19 protein-coding genes are annotated in these 22,219 nt (G+C 59.7%); 13 read left to right on the top strand and 6 right to left on the bottom strand.

What is annotated here, in order from left to right:
• The first annotated feature begins 14 nt into the window (after nt 1-14).
• From ACIK7D_RS19955 to ACIK7D_RS20000, 10 genes are all read left to right on the top strand, one after another.
• Nucleotides 15-2,477, top strand: coding sequence for a glycogen/starch/alpha-glucan phosphorylase (locus ACIK7D_RS19955; RefSeq protein WP_080819958.1), 2,463 nt, complete (start codon nt 15-17; stop codon nt 2,475-2,477).
• Nucleotides 2,477-4,684: a 1,4-alpha-glucan branching protein GlgB gene (gene glgB, locus ACIK7D_RS19960; protein WP_080819957.1), complete on the top strand. Its 2,208-nt coding sequence runs from the start codon at nt 2,477-2,479 to the stop codon at nt 4,682-4,684. Before ACIK7D_RS19955 ends, glgB begins: the two co-directional genes overlap by 1 nt.
• 21 nt (nt 4,685-4,705) lie before the next feature.
• Nucleotides 4,706-5,968, top strand: a complete 1,263-nt coding sequence (gene glgC / locus ACIK7D_RS19965; RefSeq protein WP_400157174.1) for a glucose-1-phosphate adenylyltransferase — start codon at nt 4,706-4,708, stop codon at nt 5,966-5,968.
• Nucleotides 5,969-5,973: 5 nt separating this feature from the next.
• Entirely contained in the window at nt 5,974-7,416 is a 1,443-nt protein-coding gene (gene glgA, locus ACIK7D_RS19970; RefSeq protein ID WP_127757841.1) for a glycogen synthase GlgA, read from the top strand.
• A 4-nt stretch (nt 7,417-7,420) separates the two neighbouring features.
• Complete coding sequence (locus ACIK7D_RS19975) at nt 7,421-9,049, top strand: alpha-D-glucose phosphate-specific phosphoglucomutase (protein ID WP_400157175.1); 1,629 nt, start codon at nt 7,421-7,423, stop codon at nt 9,047-9,049.
• A 105-nt stretch (nt 9,050-9,154) separates the two neighbouring features.
• Nucleotides 9,155-11,110 carry a glycogen debranching protein GlgX gene (glgX, locus tag ACIK7D_RS19980; protein WP_400157176.1) on the top strand — a complete coding sequence of 652 codons (1,956 nt, stop codon included), beginning with the start codon at nt 9,155-9,157 and terminating at the stop codon, nt 11,108-11,110.
• Nucleotides 11,111-11,164: 54 nt separating this feature from the next.
• Nucleotides 11,165-11,653, top strand: a complete 489-nt coding sequence (locus ACIK7D_RS19985) for a MaoC family dehydratase (RefSeq protein ID WP_020809754.1) — start codon at nt 11,165-11,167, stop codon at nt 11,651-11,653.
• A 23-nt stretch (nt 11,654-11,676) separates the two neighbouring features.
• Nucleotides 11,677-12,720, top strand: a complete 1,044-nt coding sequence (locus ACIK7D_RS19990; RefSeq protein ID WP_400157177.1) for a DUF2332 domain-containing protein — start codon at nt 11,677-11,679, stop codon at nt 12,718-12,720.
• Nucleotides 12,721-12,811: 91 nt separating this feature from the next.
• Nucleotides 12,812-13,339, top strand: a complete 528-nt coding sequence (locus tag ACIK7D_RS19995) for a hypothetical protein (RefSeq protein WP_400157178.1) — start codon at nt 12,812-12,814, stop codon at nt 13,337-13,339.
• A 10-nt stretch (nt 13,340-13,349) separates the two neighbouring features.
• Complete coding sequence (locus tag ACIK7D_RS20000; protein ID WP_269313050.1) at nt 13,350-14,090, top strand: metalloprotease; 741 nt, start codon at nt 13,350-13,352, stop codon at nt 14,088-14,090.
• 81 nt (nt 14,091-14,171) lie between these two features.
• Here ACIK7D_RS20000 and ACIK7D_RS20005 read toward each other — a convergent pair whose 3' ends face one another.
• Genes ACIK7D_RS20005 through ACIK7D_RS20025 form a run of 5 tightly spaced genes read right to left on the bottom strand, consistent with a single transcriptional unit; the run spans nt 14,172 to nt 19,665 of the window.
• Complete coding sequence (locus ACIK7D_RS20005) at nt 14,172-14,726, bottom strand: sarcosine oxidase subunit gamma (RefSeq protein ID WP_400157179.1); 555 nt, start codon at nt 14,724-14,726, stop codon at nt 14,172-14,174.
• The gene (locus ACIK7D_RS20010; RefSeq protein WP_400157180.1) at nt 14,719-17,679 is read right to left on the bottom strand and encodes a sarcosine oxidase subunit alpha; all 2,961 of its coding nucleotides are present in this window, start codon (nt 17,677-17,679) and stop codon (nt 14,719-14,721) included. Before ACIK7D_RS20010 ends, ACIK7D_RS20005 begins: the two co-directional genes overlap by 8 nt.
• Nucleotides 17,676-17,990: a sarcosine oxidase subunit delta gene (locus ACIK7D_RS20015; RefSeq protein ID WP_003508553.1), complete on the bottom strand. Its 315-nt coding sequence runs from the start codon at nt 17,988-17,990 to the stop codon at nt 17,676-17,678. The genes ACIK7D_RS20010 and ACIK7D_RS20015 overlap by 4 nt, the downstream gene beginning before the upstream one ends.
• A gap of 11 nt (nt 17,991-18,001) precedes the next feature.
• Nucleotides 18,002-18,412: a hypothetical protein gene (locus ACIK7D_RS20020; RefSeq protein ID WP_162936901.1), complete on the bottom strand. Its 411-nt coding sequence runs from the start codon at nt 18,410-18,412 to the stop codon at nt 18,002-18,004.
• On the bottom strand, nt 18,412-19,665 hold the full coding sequence (locus tag ACIK7D_RS20025; protein WP_003522141.1) for a sarcosine oxidase subunit beta family protein: 1,254 nt from the start codon (nt 19,663-19,665) through the stop codon (nt 18,412-18,414). The genes ACIK7D_RS20020 and ACIK7D_RS20025 overlap by 1 nt, the downstream gene beginning before the upstream one ends.
• A 316-nt stretch (nt 19,666-19,981) precedes the next feature.
• On the opposite strand from ACIK7D_RS20025, the gene rpsU reads away from it, so the two are divergent.
• Together rpsU and ACIK7D_RS20035 are read left to right on the top strand one after the other, a co-directional pair.
• On the top strand, nt 19,982-20,209 hold the full coding sequence (rpsU, locus tag ACIK7D_RS20030; protein WP_003508541.1) for a 30S ribosomal protein S21: 228 nt from the start codon (nt 19,982-19,984) through the stop codon (nt 20,207-20,209).
• 133 nt (nt 20,210-20,342) lie between these two features.
• Nucleotides 20,343-21,239 carry a tetratricopeptide repeat protein gene (locus ACIK7D_RS20035; protein ID WP_080819947.1) on the top strand — a complete coding sequence of 299 codons (897 nt, stop codon included), beginning with the start codon at nt 20,343-20,345 and terminating at the stop codon, nt 21,237-21,239.
• A 71-nt stretch (nt 21,240-21,310) separates the two neighbouring features.
• Here ACIK7D_RS20035 and ACIK7D_RS20040 read toward each other — a convergent pair whose 3' ends face one another.
• Complete coding sequence (locus tag ACIK7D_RS20040; RefSeq protein WP_077984785.1) at nt 21,311-21,577, bottom strand: DUF6074 family protein; 267 nt, start codon at nt 21,575-21,577, stop codon at nt 21,311-21,313.
• A 340-nt stretch (nt 21,578-21,917) separates the two neighbouring features.
• Between ACIK7D_RS20040 and ACIK7D_RS20045 the strand changes: the two genes are divergently transcribed.
• On the top strand, nt 21,918-22,196 hold the full coding sequence (locus ACIK7D_RS20045) for an exopolysaccharide production repressor protein (RefSeq protein WP_080819945.1): 279 nt from the start codon (nt 21,918-21,920) through the stop codon (nt 22,194-22,196).
• Nucleotides 22,197-22,219 lie beyond the last annotated feature (23 nt).

Genomic DNA, 22,219 nt, shown 5'->3' on the forward strand with positions numbered 1-22,219 from the left:
GTGCTGACCGACCAATGATCAATAATCTTAACGCCGCCGATCTTCCCCGTCCCGCCCCGCGCAGTTCCAACCCGGAAATCATGGCGTCGGAAATCATCGAACGCCTCACCTACCGTATCGGCAAGGATGTCAAGGTTGCCAAGCCCCATGACTGGCTGACCGCAACCATCCTCGTCGTGCGCGACCGCATCATCGACAAGTGGATGGAATCCACCCGCAAGGCCTATGCCAACAATTCCAAGCGCGTTTATTACCTGTCGCTCGAATTCCTGATCGGCCGCCTGATGCGCGACGCCATCTCCAATATCGGCCTTATGCACGAAATCCGCGATGCCCTGTCTTCGCTCGGCGTCGATCTGGATGTCATCGCCGGGCTGGAGCCGGATGCGGCGCTCGGCAATGGCGGTCTCGGCCGGCTTGCGGCCTGTTTCATGGAATCCATGGCAACGGTCGACATTCCCGCCTATGGCTACGGCATCCGTTACGTGCACGGCCTCTTCCGCCAGCAGATGGCGGATGGCTGGCAGGTGGAACTGCCGGAAACCTGGCTGGCGCACGGCAACCCCTGGGAATTCGAGCGCCGCGAAAGCTCCTATGAAATCGGCTTCGGCGGCTCGGTGGAAACCATCGGCGGTTATGAAGATCCGCAGCGTTTCGTCTGGAAACCAGCCGAACGCGTGATCGCCATGGCTTACGATACGCCGGTCGTCGGCTGGCGCGGCACCCGCGTCAACACGCTGCGCCTGTGGTCGGCGCAGCCTATCGACCCCATTCTGCTGGCCGCCTTCAATGCCGGCGACCATATCGGCGCATTGCGGGAAAGCAACAAGGCGGAAAGCCTGACGCGGGTTCTCTATCCTGCGGACGCGACGCCCGCCGGTCAGGAACTGCGCCTCAGACAGGAGTTCTTCTTCTCCTCGGCCTCGCTGCAGGACATTCTGCGCCGCCATTTGCAGCAATATCCCGATTTCACCTCGCTGCCCGAGAAGGTCTCGATCCAGCTCAACGATACACATCCGGCCATTTCCATCGCCGAAATGATGCGTCTTCTGTGCGATGTGCACGGGCTGGAATTCGAGGAAGCGTGGAAGATCACGCAGGGCACGTTCTCCTATACCAACCACACACTTCTGCCGGAGGCGCTGGAAAGCTGGCCGGTGCCGCTGCTCGAGCGTCTTCTGCCAAGACATATGCAGATCGTCTATGCGATCAACGCCAATACGCTGGTCTACGCCCGCAAGGAAAAGAAGATGGCGGATCAACAGATCCGTTCGATCTCGCTGATCGATGAAGGCGGCGAGCGCCGCGTGCGCATGGGCAACCTCGCCTTTATCGGCTCGCATTCCATCAACGGCGTTTCCGCCCTTCATACAGACCTGATGAAGGAAACGGTCTTTGCCGACCTGCACAGCCTTTATCCTGACCGTATCAACAACAAGACCAATGGCATCACACCGCGCCGCTGGCTGATGCAGTGCAATCCGGGCCTCACCAGCCTGCTGCGCGAAGCAATCGGCGACGATTTCCTCGACGATGCGGAAAAGCTGACAGCGCTCGACCGTTTTGCCGACGATGCCGGTTTCCGCGAAAAATTCGCCGAGGTGAAGCGTCTGAACAAGGTGCGGCTTGCCAATACGGTGGCGCAGCGCATGGGCATCCGCGTCGATCCCTCGGCCATGTTCGACATCCAGATCAAGCGTATCCATGAATATAAGCGCCAGCTTCTGAACCTCGTGGAGACGGTCGCGCTTTATGACCAGATCCGTTCTCACCCGGAACTGGATTGGGTGCCGCGCGTTAAGTTCTTCGCAGGCAAGGCGGCGCCGAGTTATCACAACGCGAAGCTGATCATAAAGCTTGCCAACGATATTGCCCGGGTCATCAACAACGATCCGGCCGTGCGCGGGCTTCTGAAAGTGGTGTTTGTTCCGAACTATAACGTCTCGCTTGCGGAAATCATGGTTCCCGCCGCCGATCTTTCCGAACAGATATCGACGGCCGGGATGGAAGCTTCCGGCACCGGCAACATGAAATTCGCACTCAACGGCGCGCTCACCATCGGCACGCTCGATGGCGCCAATGTCGAAATGCGCGATCATGTCGGCGCGGAGAATATCGTCATCTTCGGAATGACGGCGGATGAAGTGGCCAAGGCGCGTGCCGAAGGCCACAATCCCCGCGCGATCATCGAAGGATCGGCGGAGCTGTCGCAGGCGCTGTCTTCCATCGCCTCCGGCGTCTTCTCGCCGGATGACCGCTCCCGTTTCGCCGGCCTGATCGACGGTATTTACAACAGCGACTGGTTCATGGTCGCCGCCGACTTCGACGCCTATGCCAATGCGCAGCGCGAGGTGGACGCGATCTGGAGCGATCCGGACAGCTGGTATGCCAAGACAGTGCGCAACACGGCGCGCATGGGCTGGTTCTCGTCCGACCGGACAATCCGCCAATATGCCACCGAGATCTGGAGAGCCTGATGAAAAAACCGCTCAATTCGGCCGAAGAGAAAAAGACTGGCGAAATCACGAAGGCTGAAATCGAGGCGATCAAGAGCGGTTTGCATTCCAATCCCTTTGCCCTTCTCGGCGTTCACGAAACGCCGGAAGGGTTTTCCGCCCGCTGTTTCATTCCGGGCGCCGAAGAGGTTTCCGTCCTGACGCTGGACGGAAATTTCGTGGGCGAATTGAAGCGGCTCGATCCGGACGGCTTTTTCGAAGGCCGGATCGATCTTTCGAAGCGCCAGCCGGTGCGGTATCGCGCCAGCCGCGACGATGCCGAATGGGCGGTGACCGACCCTTACAGTTTCGGCCCGGTTCTCGGCCCCATGGACGATTATTTCGTCCGCGAAGGATCGCATCTGCGGCTCTTCGACAGGATGGGCGCGCATCCGCTGAAGCTCGAGGGCGTCGAAGGCTTCCACTTCGCCGTCTGGGCTCCCAATGCGCGGCGCGTTTCCGTCGTCGGCGATTTCAACAATTGGGATGGCCGCCGGCATGTCATGCGGTTCCGCAAGGATACCGGCATCTGGGAAATCTTCGCGCCCGACGTCTATGCCGGCTGTGCCTACAAGTTCGAAATCCTCGGCGCAAACGGAGAGCTTCTGCCGTTGAAGGCAGACCCCTATGCACGCCGCGCCGAGTTGCGGCCGAAGAACGCCTCCGTTACCGCGCCGGAACTCACCCAGAAATGGGAAGATCAGGCTCACCGGGAACATTGGGCGCAGGTGGACCAGCGCCGCCAGCCGATCAGCATTTACGAGGTGCATGCCGGCTCCTGGCAGCGCCGCGAGGACGGCACGTTCCTGAGCTGGGACGAACTCGCCGCCCAGCTCATTCCCTATTGCACGGATATGGGCTTCACCCATATCGAGTTCCTGCCCATCACCGAACATCCCTATGACCCTTCCTGGGGTTACCAGACGACCGGGCTTTATGCGCCATCCGCCCGTTTCGGCGATCCGGAGGGCTTTGCGCGTTTCGTCAATGGCGCCCACAAGGTCGGCATCGGCATCCTGCTCGATTGGGTTCCGGCGCATTTTCCAACCGACGAGCACGGCTTGCGCTGGTTCGACGGCACGGCGCTTTACGAGCATGCCGATCCGCGCCAGGGTTTTCACCCCGACTGGAACACGGCCATCTATAATTTCGGCCGCATCGAGGTAATGTCCTACCTCATCAACAATGCGCTTTATTGGGCCGAGAAATTCCATCTCGACGGCCTGCGCGTCGATGCGGTCGCCTCGATGCTCTATCTCGATTATTCCCGCAAGGAAGGCGAGTGGATTCCCAACGAATATGGCGGGCGGGAAAATCTCGAATCCGTCCGCTTCCTGCAGAAGATGAATTCCCTCGTCTACGGCACCCATCCGGGCGTCATGACCATTGCCGAGGAATCCACCTCCTGGCCGAAAGTATCGCAGCCGGTCCACGAAGGCGGCCTCGGCTTCGGCTTCAAATGGAATATGGGCTTCATGCACGACACGCTGAGTTATTTCTCGCGCGAGCCGGTGCATCGCAAGTTCCACCATCAGGAGCTGACCTTCGGTCTGCTTTACGCCTTCAGCGAAAATTTCGTGCTGCCGCTTTCCCATGACGAGGTGGTGCACGGCAAGGGATCGCTGATCGCCAAGATGTCCGGCGACGACTGGCAGAAATTCGCCAATCTGCGGTCCTATTACGCCTTCATGTGGGGTTATCCCGGCAAGAAGCTGCTGTTCATGGGGCAGGAATTCGCACAATGGAGCGAATGGAGCGAAAAGGGCTCGCTCGACTGGAACCTGCGCCAATATCCGATGCATGAGGGCATGCGCCGCCTCGTGCGCGATCTCAACCTCACCTACCGTTCAAAACCCGCTTTGCACGCCCGCGACTGCGAACCGGAAGGTTTCCGCTGGCTTGTGGTGGATGATCACGACAATTCCGTCTTCGCCTGGCTGCGCATGGCGCCGGGTGAAAAACCGGTGGCGGTCATCTGCAATCTCACGCCGGTCTATCGGGAAAACTATTATGTGCCGCTTCCGCTTGCGGGGCGGTGGAGGGAGATTCTCAACACCGATGCCGAAATTTATGGCGGCAGCGGCAAGGGAAATGGCGGACGCGTTCAGGCGGTCGATGCCGGGGGAGACATCGGGACAATGCTCGTGCTGCCGCCACTCGCAACGATCATGCTCGAGCCGGAAAACTGACAGACAGAGAGGGAGGACACCATGTCGGAAAAAAGAGTTCAGCCTTTGGCACGCGATGCAATGGCCTATGTCCTCGCAGGCGGCAGAGGAAGCCGCCTGAAGGAATTGACGGACCGCCGGGCAAAACCCGCCGTCTATTTCGGCGGCAAGGCGCGCATCATCGATTTTGCGCTCTCCAACGCGCTCAATTCCGGCATTCGCCGCATCGGCGTCGCCACGCAATACAAGGCGCACTCGCTCATCCGCCACCTGCAGCGCGGCTGGGACTTCTTCCGTCCCGAGCGTAACGAAAGCTTCGATATTCTGCCGGCCTCCCAGCGCGTTTCCGAAACGCAATGGTATGAAGGCACGGCCGACGCCGTCTACCAGAACATCGACATCATCGAGCCCTATGCGCCGGAATATATGGTCATCCTCGCCGGCGATCATATCTACAAGATGGATTATGAATACATGCTGCAGCAGCATGTCGATTCCGGCGCCGACGTGACGATCGGCTGCCTTGAAGTGCCGCGCATGGAGGCGACCGGCTTCGGCGTGATGCATGTGAATGAAAAAGACGAGATCATCGATTTCATCGAAAAACCGGCCGATCCGCCGGGCATTCCCGGCAATCAAGGCTTCGCCCTCGCCTCGATGGGCATTTACGTCTTCCACACGAAATTTCTGATGGAAGCCCTGCGCCGCGACGCCGCCGACCCGACTTCCAGCCGCGACTTCGGCAAGGACATCATTCCCTATATCGTCGAGCACGGCAAAGCCGTCGCCCATCGCTTCGCCGATAGCTGCGTGCGCTCGGATTTCGAGCATGGCCCTTACTGGCGCGACGTCGGCACCATCGACGCCTATTGGCAGGCCAATATCGACCTGACGGATGTGGTGCCGGACCTCGACATCTACGACAAATCCTGGCCGATCTGGACCTATGCGGAAATTACTCCGCCGGCGAAATTCGTGCACGATGACGAGAACCGCCGCGGTTCGGCCGTGTCTTCGGTCGTCTCCGGCGATTGCATCATTTCCGGCGCCTCCCTGCAGCGCAGCCTGCTGTTTACCGGGGTGCGCGCTAATTCATACTCCCGCCTTGAGAATGCCGTAGTACTGCCGAGTGTGAAGATCGGGCGTCATGCCCAGCTCAGCAATGTCGTCATCGACCATGGCGTGGTCATTCCGGAAGGACTGATTGTAGGAGAAGACCCAGAACTGGATGCTAAACGTTTCCGCCGCACCGAAAACGGCATTTGCCTTATCACCCAATCGATGATCGACAAGCTGGACCTGTAGAGCCCATGAATGTCCTTTCGGTTTCATCCGAAATCTATCCCCTGATCAAGACCGGAGGGCTCGCCGACGTTGCCGGCGCGCTCCCCATCGCGCTGGAAGCCCATGGCGTCAAGACGCGCACATTGATACCCGGATATCCGGCGGTAAAAGCCGCCGTGACGGACCCCGTCAAATGTTTCGAATTTACCGATCTGCTCGGCGAAAAAGCCGATGTGCTCGAAGTGCGGCATGAGGGGCTCGACCTCCTCATTCTCGATGCGCCCGCCTATTACGAGCGCTCCGGCGGCCCCTATCTCGACCAGACCGGCAAGGATTACCCTGACAACTGGAAGCGTTTCGCGGCGCTGTCGCTGGCTGCCGCCCGCATTGCCGCCGGCGCGCTCCCCGGCTGGCGGCCGGATATGGTGCATGCCCATGACTGGCAGGCCGCCATGGCGCCGGTCTATATGCGTTATGCCGAAACGCCCGAGATTCCGAGCCTTCTCACCATCCACAACATTGCCTTTCAGGGCCAGTTCGGCGCGAATATCTTCAGTAAGCTTGCATTGCCCGCCCATGCCTTCGGCATGGAAGGCATCGAATATTACAACGATGTGAGCTTCCTGAAGGGCGGCCTGCAGACGGCAACGGCGCTCAGCACCGTCAGCCCGTCCTATGCCGAGGAAATCCTCACCCCGCAATTCGGCATGGGCCTGCACGGCGTCATCGGCAGCCGCGCCCATGTGCTGCACGGCATCGTCAACGGCATCGATGCCGATGTCTGGAACCCGGCGACGGACCATCTGATCCACGACAATTATTCGGCGGCCAATCTCAAGAACCGCGCGCTGAACAAGAAGGCTGTCGCCGAACATTTCCGCATCGACGATGATGACAGCCCGCTTTTCTGCATCATCTCCCGCCTCACCTGGCAAAAGGGCATCGACCTCATGGCGGAAGCCGTGGACGAGATCGTTTCCCTCGGTGGCCGCCTCGTGGTGCTTGGCGCGGGCGAAGTGGCGCTGGAAGGCGCGCTTCTGGCGGCCGCGTCCCGCCACCATGGCCGCGTCGGCGTTGCCGTGGGTTATAACGAGCCGCTGTCGCATCTGATGCAGGCGGGTTGCGATGCGATCATCATTCCCTCGCGTTTCGAACCCTGCGGGCTTACCCAGCTTTACGCGCTGCGTTATGGCTGCATTCCGGTCGTCGCCCGCACCGGCGGCCTTGCCGACACGGTGATCGACGCCAACCACGCCGCCATCGCCAATAAATCGGCGACCGGCGTGCAATTTTCACCCGTCACGCTCGATGGTCTGAAACAGGCGATCCGCCGGACCGTCCGTTATTACCACGACCCGAAACTATGGACACAAATGCAGAAACTCGGAATGAAATCCGATGTTTCCTGGGAAAAGAGCGCCGGTCTTTACGCCGCGCTTTACAGCCAGCTTATTTCGAAAGGCCATTGAAACAATGATCAAGACCGTTCAGACGAAGCCCTATCAGGACCAGAAGCCGGGCACATCCGGCCTGCGCAAGAAGGTGCCAGTCTTCGCCCAGGAAAATTACGCCGAGAACTTCATCCAGTCGATCTTCGACGCGCTTGAGGGCTTTCAGGGCCAGACGCTGGTGATCGGCGGCGACGGCCGTTATTATAATCGCGAAGTCATCCAGAAGGCGATCAAGATGGCCGCCGCCGCCGGTTTCGGCAAGGTTCTGGTCGGTCAGGGCGGCATTCTCTCCACGCCTGCCGCCTCCAACGTCATCCGCAAATACAAGGCCTTCGGCGGCATCGTGCTTTCCGCCAGCCACAATCCCGGTGGCCCGAACGAAGACTTCGGCATCAAATACAATATCGGCAATGGCGGCCCCGCACCGGAAAAGATCACCGATGCGATCTATGCCCGCTCGAAGGTCATCGACAGCTATAAAATCTCCGACGCCGCCGATATCGATCTCGATAAGGTGGGCAGCTTCAAGGTGGACGCCCTGACGGTCGAGGTGATCGACCCGGTTGCCGATTACGCCGCCCTGATGGAAGAGCTGTTCGATTTCGCCGCCATCCGTGCGCTGATCGCCGGCGGTTTCAAGGTCGTGGTCGACTCCATGAGCGCCGTCACCGGTCCCTATGCCGTGGAAATCATCGAAAAGCGCCTCGGCGCGCCGAAGGGCTCCGTCCGCAACGCAACGCCGCTGCCGGATTTCGGCGGCCATCACCCCGACCCGAACCTTGTCCATGCCAAGGAGCTTTATGACGACGTCATGAGCCCGGAAGGCCCCGATTTCGGCGCCGCTTCCGATGGCGATGGCGACCGCAACATGGTGGTCGGCAAGGGCATGTTCGTCACCCCGTCCGACAGCCTCGCCATCATCGCGGCCAATGCCAAACTGGCCCCCGGTTATGCCGCCGGCATTTCCGGCATCGCCCGCTCGATGCCGACCAGTGCGGCAGCCGACCGTGTTGCCGAAAAGCTCGGCCTTGGCATGTATGAAACGCCGACCGGCTGGAAATTCTTCGGCAATCTCATGGATGCCGGCAAGGTGACGATCTGCGGCGAAGAAAGCTTCGGCACCGGCTCCAACCATGTGCGCGAAAAGGACGGCCTGTGGGCCGTGCTCTACTGGCTGAACATCGTCGCCGCGCGCAAGGAAAGCGTGAAGGACATCGTCACAAAGCACTGGGCCGAATATGGCCGCAACTATTATTCCCGCCATGACTATGAGGAAGTGGATTCGGACGCCGCCAACACGCTGGTCGCAACCCTGCGCGAAAAACTCGCCACGCTTCCCGGCACCAGCTACGGCAATCTGCAGGTCGCGGCGGCGGATGATTTTGCCTATCACGATCCGGTCGATCAGTCGGTGAGCAAAAATCAGGGTATCCGTATCCTGTTCGAAGGCGGTTCGCGCATCGTGCTGCGCCTCTCCGGCACGGGTACTGCGGGCGCCACGCTTCGCCTCTATGTCGAGCGTTATGAGCCGGATGCGGCCCGTCACGGCATCGAAACGCAGGAGGCGCTTGCCGACCTGATTTCCGTTGCCGATACGATCGCCGGCATCAAGGCCCATACCGGCCGCAACGCACCGAGCGTTATTACGTAAGGGCTTGCCGCCCGCTCATGAGGGACGCACTGAAAGCGTCTCTCACTCGGCCTTGCCTCCCTTTCCATTCTGGAAGAGAAACACCATTTCCCGGAGAGACAGACCATGCAGACACCTTCCGTTTTCCCCAAAGGTGCAATCCAGACGGAAAACGGAACGGAATTCACGGTCTATTCCCGGCACGCCTCGCAGATCGATCTCTGCCTTTTCGATGCGAAGGGCGAAAAAGAAACGGCCCGTTTGCCGATGACGCGCGGTGAAGATGACGTTCACCGGTTGGCCGTCTCCGATGCCGGCCCTAGCACAAGATACGGCTTCCGCGCTCACGGCATTTACGCCCCCGAACACGGCCTCTGGTTCGATCCTGCGAAACTGCTGCTCGACCCCTATGCCACGGAGATCGACCGCCCCTTCCGGCACGATCCCGCGCTTTACGCCTTTGGTGCGGAGACTGGCGGGATCATGCCGAAGGCGATCCTTTCGCAGCATGAGCCGGTCCGGCGTCAACCGCCGCTTTTTGCCGAAGGCGGGCTGATTTACGAACTCGCCGTCAAATCCTTCACCCGGCTGCATCCTGAAGTGCCGGAAGAGATCAGGGGCACCGTTGCCGCCCTTGCCCATCCCGCCATTGTCGCGCACTTAAAAAAAATCGGCGTCGATGCGGTGGAATTGATGCCGATCACCGCCTGGATCGATGAGCGCCACCTGCCGCCGCTCGGCCTTTCCAATGCCTGGGGTTATAATCCCGTCGGCTTCATGGCGCTCGATCCGCGCCTCTGCCCCGGCGGCGTGCGGGAATTGCGGGATACGGTTGCGGCGCTGCATGCGCAAGGCATCGGCGTCATTCTCGATCTGGTCTTCAACCATACGGGCGAAAGCGATATCGAAGGTTCGATCCTGTCGCTGCGCGGCCTCGATAACCTCACCGCCTTCCGCCACCCGCCGGGAAAGCCGGGCGTGCTGGTCAACGATACCGGCACCGGCAACACGGTTGCCTGCGACCATCCCTATATTCGCCAGCTCATCGTCGATTCCCTCCGGCATTTCGTTCTGAATGCCGGGGTGGACGGCTTCCGCTTCGATCTCGCGCCCGTGCTCGGGCGAACGGCCAATGGCTTCGATATGGCAAGCGAAACGCTCGTGGCCATGCATTCGGACACCTTGCTTTACGACCGCCTGCTGATCGCCGAACCATGGGATATCGGCCCTGGCGGATATCAGCTCGGCAATTTCCCCGAAAGCTTTCTGGAGTGGAACGACCGCGCCCGCGACGATATGCGCCGCTTCTGGCGCGGCGACGCCGGCACCACCGGGGCGCTGGCCGACGCGCTTTCCGGGTCTTCGCCGATCTTTTCCCGCCATGGCCGGTCGAACAGCCGCAGCGTCAATTTTCTCGCCGCCCATGACGGTTTCACCCTGTTCGATCTCGTCAGCCACGAACACAAGCACAATGAGAAAAACGGCGAGAACAATCGCGACGGCCACAATGAAAACCACTCCTGGAACAATGGTTTCGAAGGCCGGACGGATGACCCTGCCATTGTCGCCGCCCGCATTGCGGATGTGAAGGCGCTGCTTTCCACCCTGTTCGTCAGCCGCGGCGTCTTGATGCTGACCGCCGGCGATGAGGGCGGCCGCAGCCAGCATGGCAACAACAACGCCTATTGTCAGGACAATGACATCACCTGGGTCGACTGGTCTTCGCTTGTCCCCGAACTGATCGATCACACCGCATTTCTCGCAGCGCTTCGCAAACGCTTCGGCGTCTTTTCCGAGACCGGCTTCTTTTCCGGCAGCGGCGATGTGACATGGCTTGCCCCGGGCGGGGAACCCATGACGGTTGCGGACTGGGAAAACCCGAATGGACCGGCCTTCGCCATGATGCTTTCAACATCGGACCGGGAAACGGGCGACGAGGTCGAGCTTGCGGTTCTCATCAATCGCGGTCGCGAAGTCGTTCCTTTCACGCTGCCCGGCAATGGCTGGCATGCGATCGGCACGGATTTCGGCAATCCCGCCTTCCTGCCAGCCCGCTCCGTGGTGTTTTATCTGCGCAGTTGATCCCTTCGCGTCGCCAGCCGTATAAGTCCCTGGAAACAATGCGGACGAGGTAACATGACAAAAGAAATTGCGCTGGCGGAGATGAAAAATCTGGTCGGCACGGAAATGGGCGTCTCCGACTGGATCACCGTCGATCAGACGATGATTGACGCTTTCGGAAAAGCGACGCTGGACGAACAGTTCATCCACACCGACCCGGAACGCGCCAAAGCGGAAAGCCCCTTTGGCGGCACCATCGCACATGGATTCCTGACGCTGTCTCTGCTTTCGGCGTTGAATTACGATGCCCTGCCCCGCATCCGCGAACAGACCATGGGCATCAATTACGGCTTCGATGCCGTTCGTTTCGTTACGCCGGTCAAAAGCGGTGCGCGGGTGCGCGGCCGCTTCACGCTGGCGGAGGCGCGTTTTCGCGGCGCGGCCATGTTGATGACGACCTATGACGTGACGGTGGACATCGAAAACGAGAAAAAGCCGGCGCTTACCGCCCGCTGGACCACCATCAGCCAGTTCAACCCGGAGGACAGGCCGGAAGACGCCTGAAACCGCAGCAAGGGAGAGACCGCATGCATGACGAAGCCGTAAGGAATGCGTTTCTCGTGCAGGCAAGAGCCTGCGACAGCCTCGGCTCGCCCTTTACCGCGCGGCTCTGCCGCGCCATGGCAGCAAGACTCGACCGCGATACCGAGGTGGGCGAGCGGATTTTATCCTGGCCCGGCGATGTCGGCCCCTCGGGCGATTCCGTTCCCCTGCGGCTGGCAGGCGCCCTGCATGCGCTCGCCATCGAGGAAAAGATCGCGCCGCTTGCCGATATCCCGCCGGAAGACGAAGAAGCGCTCTGGCAGGCCTGCGCCAGCGCCCTGCGGTTTCATTCCGCCTTCATCCTCGAAAGGTTGAAATCACCGCCGCAGACCAACGAGGTTCGCCGTTCCGCCGTTCTGCTGCCGGGCTTTCTTTCGATTGCGGCACTGACCGGCAAGCCGCTGGTGCTTTCCGAAGTCGGAGCGAGCGCTGGCCTCAACCTGCAATTCGACCGTTACCGATATCGCCTCGGCGACCTCACCTGGGGTGAACAATCCGATGTTTTCCTGTCACCGGAATGGCGCGGCGACACCCCGGCCCATGAGCGGATCGAAGTTATCGAGCGCGCCGGCTGCGATCTCAACCCGCTCGACCCGTCATCCGCCGAAGATCGCCTGCGGCTGATGTCCTATGTCTGGGCCGACCAGACAGACCGGCTGGAGCGAACCGCCGCCGCCCTGCGGATAGCGGTGGAGCATGGTCTGCATGTCGAAAAGGCAGACGCGGTCGACTGGCTGAAACGCCGCCTTGCCACGCAATATCCGGGTGCTGTCCACGTCGTCTATCACTCAGTCGCCTGGCAATATTTGCCCGATGGACTGAAACAGGCAGGCGAGGCTGTGATTGCCGAAGCTGGAACCCGCGCCACGCCGGATGCCCCGCTTGCCCGGCTGCAAATGGAGGCGGACGCGACACCGGGCAGCGCCGCCATTACCCTGCAGATCTGGCCGACCAGCGAGAAACAGGAAATCGGCCGAGCCGATTTCCATGGACGATGGGTGGAATGGCGGGGGTGGACAACAAATTAAGACGAATTGACTGCCCAAAACCAACTAGTACTTGTAAAATGAATACAACCATGCTCCTCTTCTCAATATCCTATCTAGAGGGGAATTTTAATTGCATACCAAACCCCTGAAAATCATAACTATTCTTATGTTTTGGACATCAATTGCGGCTCCAGCGACCGCCCAGCAACAAATGGGATCGCAAGCCGCCATGAATGCATGTGCAAATATTGCCACCTTGCTGCAAATTGGAGGACCGCAACTACAATCCGCATTTGGTCAGCAGGCACTATTTGCAATTTTTCAACAAACAGGCGGAACAGGTCGCTATCCCCCTCTAGTTCAACTTGGACCTGTTCATAATGTAATGATAGGCGGAGAAAACGTACTTCCGTTGGGCAGTTTTTTGACTTGCCGAACCGTTCATCAAAATGGATATGCGGATTGGCAACTTGCATTTTCTCAGATGACGCAAAGGTTTGAGAATTTTCAGTTCAATTCGGTGCCTGGCGGAAATCCGAATCCGACACCGAATCCGAATCCGGTACCCAATCCCAATCCGAACCCCGCGCCCAATCCGGTGCCCAAACCACCTTCGGATAATCAGGCCTGTCAAAAATTTCCCGAACTTTGCCCCTGAGGTGAACGCCATGATCACGAGACGCGGCCTTATTGTCGGATGCGGCGCAAGCCTCGCACTGCCCGGGATATGTCAGTGCCAGACATATAACGGATGCACGCTAACCGCCGCGGAGATTGCATCCGAAACGAACAACAAAACGATGGAGTTCTCCTATGTCGACGGCCAGACTCCAATCGCCACGTCTGGAGACAAAGACTTTGACTATGCGCTGGCACAGACTCTGAACTATCTCAGCAATCTTTTCGATGTCCTGCCCGGCTTCACTTATCTAGACGACGCGAAGGGAAAAAATGCCTATGCCAGTTCGGCCAACTATATGGGTCGCTCGGACGGCACGGTTCTCTTTGGCCTGCGTTTTCTTCAGGAATTCCTCAGTCAACCAGCCTACCCCGCCGCTTACATCGCAGCCGTATGTGCCCATGAATTTGGGCACATTGCACAATATAAGTATGGAATAGACGACCGGTTGCGTGGGCAGCCGACCGTAAAAAGAATAGAATTACATGCGGACTATCTAGCAGGATATTTCGCAGGCCGTCGCAAACTAGATAATACGAATTTTCCAGCAGCGGTTATCGCTCAGGCACAATTCAGCGTCGGAGATCACGCGGTTGATAATCCCGGGCATCACGGCACACCGGATGAACGCGGTAATGCCGTAAAAGCGGGTTTTCTAGCCAGTTATCATCAACGCCTAACATTCAAAGATGCGCTGGAAGCCGGCGTTGCATATGTCCAAACCCTCTAAGTTGAAACAGCATGCCTGATACTGGTTTGAAAACCCATATCACGCATGCAAGCCGATCTCTTTTCAAGGCGCGTGAAAAGTTCAAACCGCCACGTCCTCAGCCGCTTCCTGCAACAGCCCGCCGACATATTCCGCAAAGGAACGCCAGCATTCCACCCGGAACGTATCGTCCGCCGTGCGCAGCAGCACCACTTCCGCCTTGCCGAAAACGGTGCGTGAGCAAGCGCCGACCGGGAACTTTGCGAGAGAAAGATCCTGCGGGCAGCCGGCATTGAGTGCCGCTTCCGCACCGGCGCCGGAGACGATGACGGCCGTGTTGCGGTGGGAAATATCGGTTGCCGAAAACAGGCCGGAAACGCCGGCGAGAGCCGCCATCAGGTCGCTCTCGCCCTGATCGATCACCAGCCATTCATCCGGGCCGAGCCACAAAGCGGACCGCAGGCCCGAGGTGATGGAGCTCTTCGGGCGGGCAGGCAGGGCAAGACCGAGCGCTTGCGAAAGTGCCGGCAGGGCGCTTTCCCGGGCGCGCAGCGACAGCCGCGATGCGGAAGCCGCGGGCTTCAGCGAAACGAAGGGAGAGCCGCCGTGAAAATCCTCGAGCACGGATTTGCGTTTTGCGTGAAGTTTGTCAGCCATTGAGACGGGCTCCTTCCTTGTCGAGGAAGACCATGTCGGTCACTTCGACGGCAATGGTTTTATCGGCGAGCGGAATATAGAGCGTTTCGCCCATGCGCGCCCTGCCATCCGCCACCAGCGCGAAAGCGATGGAATGGCCAAGATTTTCCGACCAGTAGGCGGAGGTGACATGGCCGAGCATGGTCATGGGTTTCGGCTGGTTCGGATCGACAACGATCTGGCCGCCCTCGTCCGGAACGATCAGCCGGTCTTTCGTCTTAAGGCCAACAAGCTGTTTGCGGCCGGAGCGCGTGAGATCGGGGCGTTTCAGCCCGCGAATGCCGACGAAATCCGTCTTCTTCTTGGAAACGGCCCAGGCAAGCCCGGCATCGTCTGGCGTCACCGTGCCGTCCGTATCCTGGCCAACGATGATATAGCCCTTTTCCGCACGCAGGATATGCATGGTCTCGGTGCCATAAAGGCAGCCGCCCACGGCTTCCGCCCTTTCACGGATCGCCGACCAGACGGCTGCGCCGTAATCAGCCGGAACGTTGATTTCGAAACCCAGTTCGCCGGTGAATGACACGCGGAAGAGCCGCGTCGGCACACCGCAGAATGTGCCTTCGGCCACCGCCATGTGCGGGAAGGCCTCCGGCGAGAGATCAATGCCCTCGACGAAGGGCGCGATAACCTCGCGCGCTTTCGGCCCCTGCACGGCAATCACGGCCCATTGTTCGGTGGCCGAGGTGAGCCAGACATTGAGATCGGGGAATTCGGTCTGGAGATAATCTTCCATGTGTTGGAGAACGCGCGGCGCGCCACCCGTGGTCGTTGTCACATGGAAACGGTCTTCGGCAAGACGCCCGACAACGCCGTCGTCGTAAACGAAGCCGTCTTCGCGGGTCATGATGCCATAACGGCAACGGCCGGGTTTCAGCGTGTCCCAGGCATTGGTGTAGATGAGGTTCAGGAACTTCGCAGCATCCGGGCCGACCACTTCGATCTTGCCGAGCGTGGAGGCATCGAACACGCCAACGCTTGTCCGAACCGTCTTGCATTCGCGGTTGATCGCCTCATGCATGTCCTCGCCCGCCCGCGGGAAGAACCAGGCGCGCTTCCAGTTGCCGACATCCTCGAACACCGCACCGGCCGCAAGCTCTTCCTCGTGCATCGGCGTCTTGCGGGCCGGGTCGAACAGCGCACCGCGCGAATGGTTGATGAGCGTGCCGAAGGTAACCGGCGTATAGGGCTGGCGGAAGGTGGTGAGACCGACCTTGGGCAAATCCCGGCCAAGCGCTTCAGATGCGATGGCAAGGCCATGCATATTGGACATCTTGCCCTGATCGGACGCCATGCCATTGGTGGTGAAGCGCTTGATATGCTCGACGGAATGCATGCCTTCGCGCACGGCAAGGCGGATATCCTTGGCGCAGACATCGTGCTGGAAATCGATAAAGGCCTTGACGCCGGTGCCCTCACCCGCGCCTTCGGCCGCACCGATCATGCCGCCTGTCCAGGTCCTCGCATTCTCGCCGGAAAACTCCACGCCGCCGCCACCGGCAGCCGTAGCCTCGGCAATCAGCGCGGAAAGATCGTCCGTGCCATTGCAGGCGCCGATGGAGACACCGTTCTGCACATGGATATCCGGCAGGAAACGCTGGTTAGCCGCGTCAAACTTCAGCTTGCCGCGCGATTGCGAGAAGAGATGCACCGAAGGCGTCCAGCCGGCGGAAACGACAAGCGCATCGATGGCGATCTTGCGCTTGTTGGAGCCGCCATTGCGGCCGATGGTCATCGAGGAGACGCGCAGGCGGCCGGCGGTGTTGTAAACGCTGTGGCCCGCCAACACTTCGATGCCGAGCGCGCGCGCCTCATCCAGCAGGCGCTGATCCGGGTTCTCGCGGCAATCGACGATCGCGGCGATCTTCACCCCGGCCTGCTTCAGATCGAAGGCCGTCTCATAGGCCGAATCATGGGCGGTGTAGACCCCCACATTTTGGCCCACGGCGACGCCGTAGTGGTTGAGATAGGTGCGTGCGGCCGAGGCCAGCATGATGCCGGGACGGTCATTATTGGCAAAGACCATGTGGCGTTCGATCGCACCCGCCGCCAGCACGACCTTTTTGGCGCGCACCTGCCACAGCCGCTCGCGCGGCTGGTGTCTGGCGGGCGTGGCGAGATGATCGGTCACCCGCTCGGCCAGCGCCACGAAATTGTGGTTGTAATAACCAAAAGCGGTGGTGCGGGTCAGAACCCGCACATTGGGCAGGGACTTCAGTTCGGCAAAAACCTTCTGCGCCCATTCGTAACCGGGCAGGCCGTCGATGACAGTACCAGTGTCGAAACGCAGCGCGCCGCCGACTTCCGCATTTTCATCGACCAGAATGACGCTGGCGCCGGTTTTCGCGGCAGCAAGCGCCGCGGTCAGACCAGCGACGCCGGCGCCGGCCACCAGCACATCGCAATGGGCATAACGGCCGGAATAATGATCCGCATCCGGCTCGCTCGGCGCCTTGCCAAGACCGGCGGCGCGGCGGATCAGCGGTTCGTAAACCCTGTGCCAGACGGCCTTCGGCCACATGAAGGTTTTATAATAAAACCCGGCCGCGAACATCGGCGACAGGAGGTCGTTGATCGCGCTCAGATCGAAGGATAGCGACGGGAAACGGTTCTGCGAGGCGATGATCGCGCCGTCGAACACTTCCTGCACCGTGGCGCGCACATTGGGCTGCTTGCGCAGACTGTCGCGGGAAACGTCGATCAGCGCATTCGGCTCTTCCGGCCCGGCCGACAGGAAACCGCGCGGCCGGTGATATTTGAACGAGCGGCCGATCAGATGCACGCCATTGGCCAGAAGCGCGGAGGCGACCGTGTCCCCCTCCAGCGCCTGATAAATCTTGCCATCGAAGGTAAAGCGCGCGGTTCTGGCCGGGGTGAGACGACCGGCCCCCTTGATACGATAATCGCCGCTCATTGCCCGGCTCCCTTTTCTGCGGAAAGGACCGTCTCAGTATCGGGTTTCGGCTCACCCGCCTTGTAGGTCATCAGGAATTTGTCGCTGACCGAATCGCGGGCGGCGTTAAAGAAGCGGCCGCAGCCGTGAATGTGACGCCAGCGCTCGAAAACAAGGCCCTTGTCATTGTCGCGAATGAAGAAATATTCGGCGAAGGCCTCGTCGGAAATATCGGCGATGTTTTCCGGTCGGGCAATATGGGCTTCGCCCGCCCAGCGGAATTCCAGTTCGGAACGGTCTTCCCCGCAATAGGGGCAATGGATCAGAAGCATCGTCGCTCCACCTAGAGAGAATTTTCCGGAAGCGCTGTTCCGGCGGGTTGGTCACACAGCCGCTTTCCCATTGCTACGAAAGGGGAAAGCCGCTTTAAAAGCTGCTCGAAATTATCGAAAGGGCGTAGCGCCGAGGCCCGGCCCATATTGACGATGGCAACCGCCATCATGTCGGTGTCGATTGCGAAGGGGTAATCCTGCTCGCCATCCTCCTTCTCGCCGACAAAATAAACCATTTTGTTCGCGAGACTCGGAGCACAGAGAAGCAGGCCTTTTTCCGCCGTGAAGGGCCAGTCTTTCTCACCCTGCATCTTCGCAATCTTCTGGCTGCGAAAATCCCTGGCCTCGGGAATGACGCTGCCGACGGGCACGGCCACGGCCGCGCCTGATATGTTGATCGCAAGCATGGCCGCCGCCAGCATCAATGCGCCACCGCGGCAGCGGCAGCCTCATCGATAAGACGGCCGGTGCGGAATCGGTCGAGCGTCAGCCCCGCCGCCAGACGATGCGGTTCGCCGCGCGCGATGAGATGCGCGAAAAGATTGGCCGAACCCGGCGTCGCCTTGAAGCCGCCCGTGCCCCAGCCGCAATTGACGAAGAGGTTCGGCACCGGCGTCACGCTCTGGATCGCCGAGCGGTCGGGCGTGTTGTCGGTAATGCCGCCCCATTGCCGCATCATCTTGACGCGGCGGAAGATCGGGAACAGCTCGCAGATCGCGTCCAGCGTATGGGTGATGATCTGCAGGCCGCCGGTCTGGGAATAGGAGTTATATTGATCGGTGCCCGCGCCGATGACCAGCTCGCCCTTGTCGGATTGCGAAATATAGGCGTGGACCGTGTTGGACATCACGACGCAGGGGAAGATCGGCTTCAGCGGCTCCGAAACCAGCGCCTGCAGCGGGTTGGAATGCAGCGGAACGCGCACATCCGCCATTTTCATGATGACGGAGGAATGACCGGCGGCGGAAACGCCGATTTTCTTCGCACCGATGAAACCGCGATTGGTCTCCACACCCGTCACCGCCCCGTCCGGCCCACGGCGAATGCCCGTAACCTCGCAGTTCTGGATGATGTGCACGCCGCGATCGGAAGCCGCGCGGGCATAACCCCAGGCCACCGCGTCGTGGCGCGCCGTGCCGCCGCGGCGCTGGAGCGCTGCGCCATTGATCGGATACCGCGCATTGCCGGAAATATCGAGCGGCGGGCAATAGGCCTTCGCCTGCTCCGGCGTCAGCCACTCATTGTCGATGCCGTAAAGACGGTTGGCATTGATATGGCGGCTGAAGGACTGCCGGTCATGGATATTGTGCGACAGCATCATCACGCCGCGCGCCGAATACATGACGTTGTAATTGAGATCCTGGCTCAGGCCTTCCCAGAGTTTCAGGGAATGCTCGTAAATATCCATGCTCTCTTCATAGAGATAGTTGGAGCGGATGATGGTGGTGTTGCGGCCGGTATTGCCGCCGCCGAGCCAGCCTTTTTCCAGAACTGCGACATTGGTAATGCCGTGTTCCTTGGCAAGATAATAGGCAGCCCCGAGCCCATGGCCGCCGCCGCCGATGATGATGACATCGTAATCCTTGCGCGGCTCGGGCGAAGCCCATTGCGCATCCCACCCCTTATGACCCCTGAGCGCCTCACGCGCCACGGCAAAAACGGAATATTTGCGCATTCGCAATCTGCTCCTTAAGAACCGGCCAGAGGCCGGAAACATGGCTCCGGCCCCCATCATACACATGGCAAATCGGGATGGGAGGCAATATCCATTTTGCGACGCCGCAATGATTTTGTTTCGACATCGCAGGCGGAATTCCGGGCAAGCCGCATTTTGCTGGGTGATTATGCGCTACCGGCTGGACTTGCTGCAAATGATCTGTTATTGCACGTCACCAATCGCCCGGCTCGACAGCCGAACGAACGATTTTTTATTTGCGTGCGAATGCCTTATTCACATAGCAAATTAACCAAACCAAAGGAACGGGATTCACGTGCAGGTACTAGTCCGCGACAATAACGTTGATCAGGCGCTCCGCGCCCTGAAGAAAAAGATGCAGCGCGAAGGCATTTTCCGTGAAATGAAAATGCGCGATTACTACGAAAAGCCCTCCCAGAAGCGCGCTCGCGAAAAGGCTGAAGCCGTTCGCCGCGTTCGCAAGCTGGCACGCAAGCGTGCACAGCGCGAAGGTCTGGTTGCAGGCCCCCGCGCAGGCCGTTAATAGGCCGTCTTTTGGACGTTTTTGAATGCTTGTTGGGCGGGGGCGATCAATTCGCCGCCGCTCTTTGTGTTTGTGGCCGGAGAACGCTCTTGAAAACGACCGTGAGACCGGCCTGCGAGGGAACCCACACCGAATGATCGCTGTCGACGCCTGTGTTGTGAAAAACTCCGATGCCTCCACGCGCCGGGTGCCATTGAAAAACAACAGAGGGTTCCGCGCTTCTCTGGTCGTCTGTACCGTCCTTGCCGGTCTTTCCGGCTGCGCGACATCCAACCAGACCGAAGATGTATTCAGGATCGACCGTGCCCAGGGTTCGCAGGAAAACATCGCCTCGCTCACCTCGGTCATCAACGCCAATCCGCAGGATCCCGAAGGCTATAACGTCCGTGGCTCGGCTTACGGCCGCGCCGGCGATTCGCGCCGCGCCATCGAGGATTTCAACAAGGCGCTTCAGCTCAACCCGCGCTTTTATCAGGCCTATGCCAACCGCGCGCTGGTCTATCGCAACTCCGGGCAGCAGCAGCAGGCCCTGCAGGACTACAACGCCGCCCTGCAGATCAATCCGAGCTACGATGTGGCGCTGATCGGCCGTGGCAATCTTTACCGCCAGTCCGGCCGTGTGAACGAAGCCTTCAACGATTTCTCCCGCGCCATCGAGCTTGAAACCACCGACGGACGCGCCTGGCACAATCGCGGCCTGATCTACCAGCTGCGCAACCAGCATGCCCAGGCCATCGAGGACTTCTCCAAGGCAATCTCGCTGTCGTCAACCTCGCCGGAGCCCTATAACGGCCGCGGCCTTTCCTATGTCGCCTTGAACGACGATGAAAACGCCTTCGCCGATTTCAACCACGCCATTTCGCTGGATGGCAATGTGGCGGAATCCTGGGCCAACCAGGCGCTGGTCTATGAGCGTCGCGGCGAGATGGCCAAGGCCGCCAAGTCCTATGGCCATGCGGCCCGGCTCGACCCGAAATACAAGCCCGCACTCGATGGCGTTGCCCGCACACGCGGCGCCAGCGCTTCCTGATCAAACGGGCATGAACAAAAAAGCCGGCAGGTTTGACACCTGCCGGCTTTTTTATGGAAAACGCTGAGGCCTCAATGGCTGTCGCGGCGTGCCTCTGGCGTGGCATCGCCCGCCCACAATTCCGCCTGCACCGCGTTTTGAAATTCCATGACCTCACGCCGCATGGCGGCGTCCTCATAGCCAAGCGCCGTCAGACGGGCGGCCAGCTCGCGGCACTCCCTGCGCCAGAAATCATTCGCCTCCACACCATGCAGCCGGTCGAGCATGGTTGCACATCTTTTTACGTCGGCAATACGGTTCTTTGCCGGAAAGGCGATTACTTCTGAACTCGTTGTCACGCGGGCACCTTGCTCTTGCTGAGGAATCAATACCGACTTTTTAAAGGCGAGATGGTTAACGAAGTCTGCAGAGGGCGTAAGACAGCCGACAATGGCCGCAAGAGAACGATTTTACGCCTCTCAAAAGCAGGAAATCGCCTGGCAAGGCAGCCCCGTTTGGGGGAAGTCATCGATTACCGAGGAATTTACCAATCAAGATTACCGAAATTTCATGCCGCAACCGTTAGAAGAAGTATATGTGTGTTGAAACAGCACCGGTCTCATCGTATATTTCTTGCAAAGAAGAAAAATGCCGCAGCGCAGTCAAAAATGGAGAAATCGTTCTCGGGAGGAGAGCACCATGTATGCACCTCGTGTTTTTTTCAGCATGATCGGTGCATTGCTTACCTTTGCGGTTGCGACATATTTCATTCACGGCTCGTTCTATACGGCATTCATCCAGACCCTCATCTGCGCGGTCATTCTGCAAGTCGGTTATTTTATTGGGATTCTCGTCCTGGTCGCCCGGGAAAAGCGGCGGATGCGCGAAACCTTCGCGCGGGACCGTGGCGCCGAGGCAATGCAGGCGGACGCGGTAAAAAGCCCGCCGCCGCACGGTGCAAAACTGACCGATATGTGAGCCTTCACGCAGCTTCATTTATT

The organism is Agrobacterium sp. P15N1-A (assembly GCF_044626815.1).
GTDB lineage: Bacteria > Pseudomonadota > Alphaproteobacteria > Rhizobiales > Rhizobiaceae > Agrobacterium > Agrobacterium leguminum.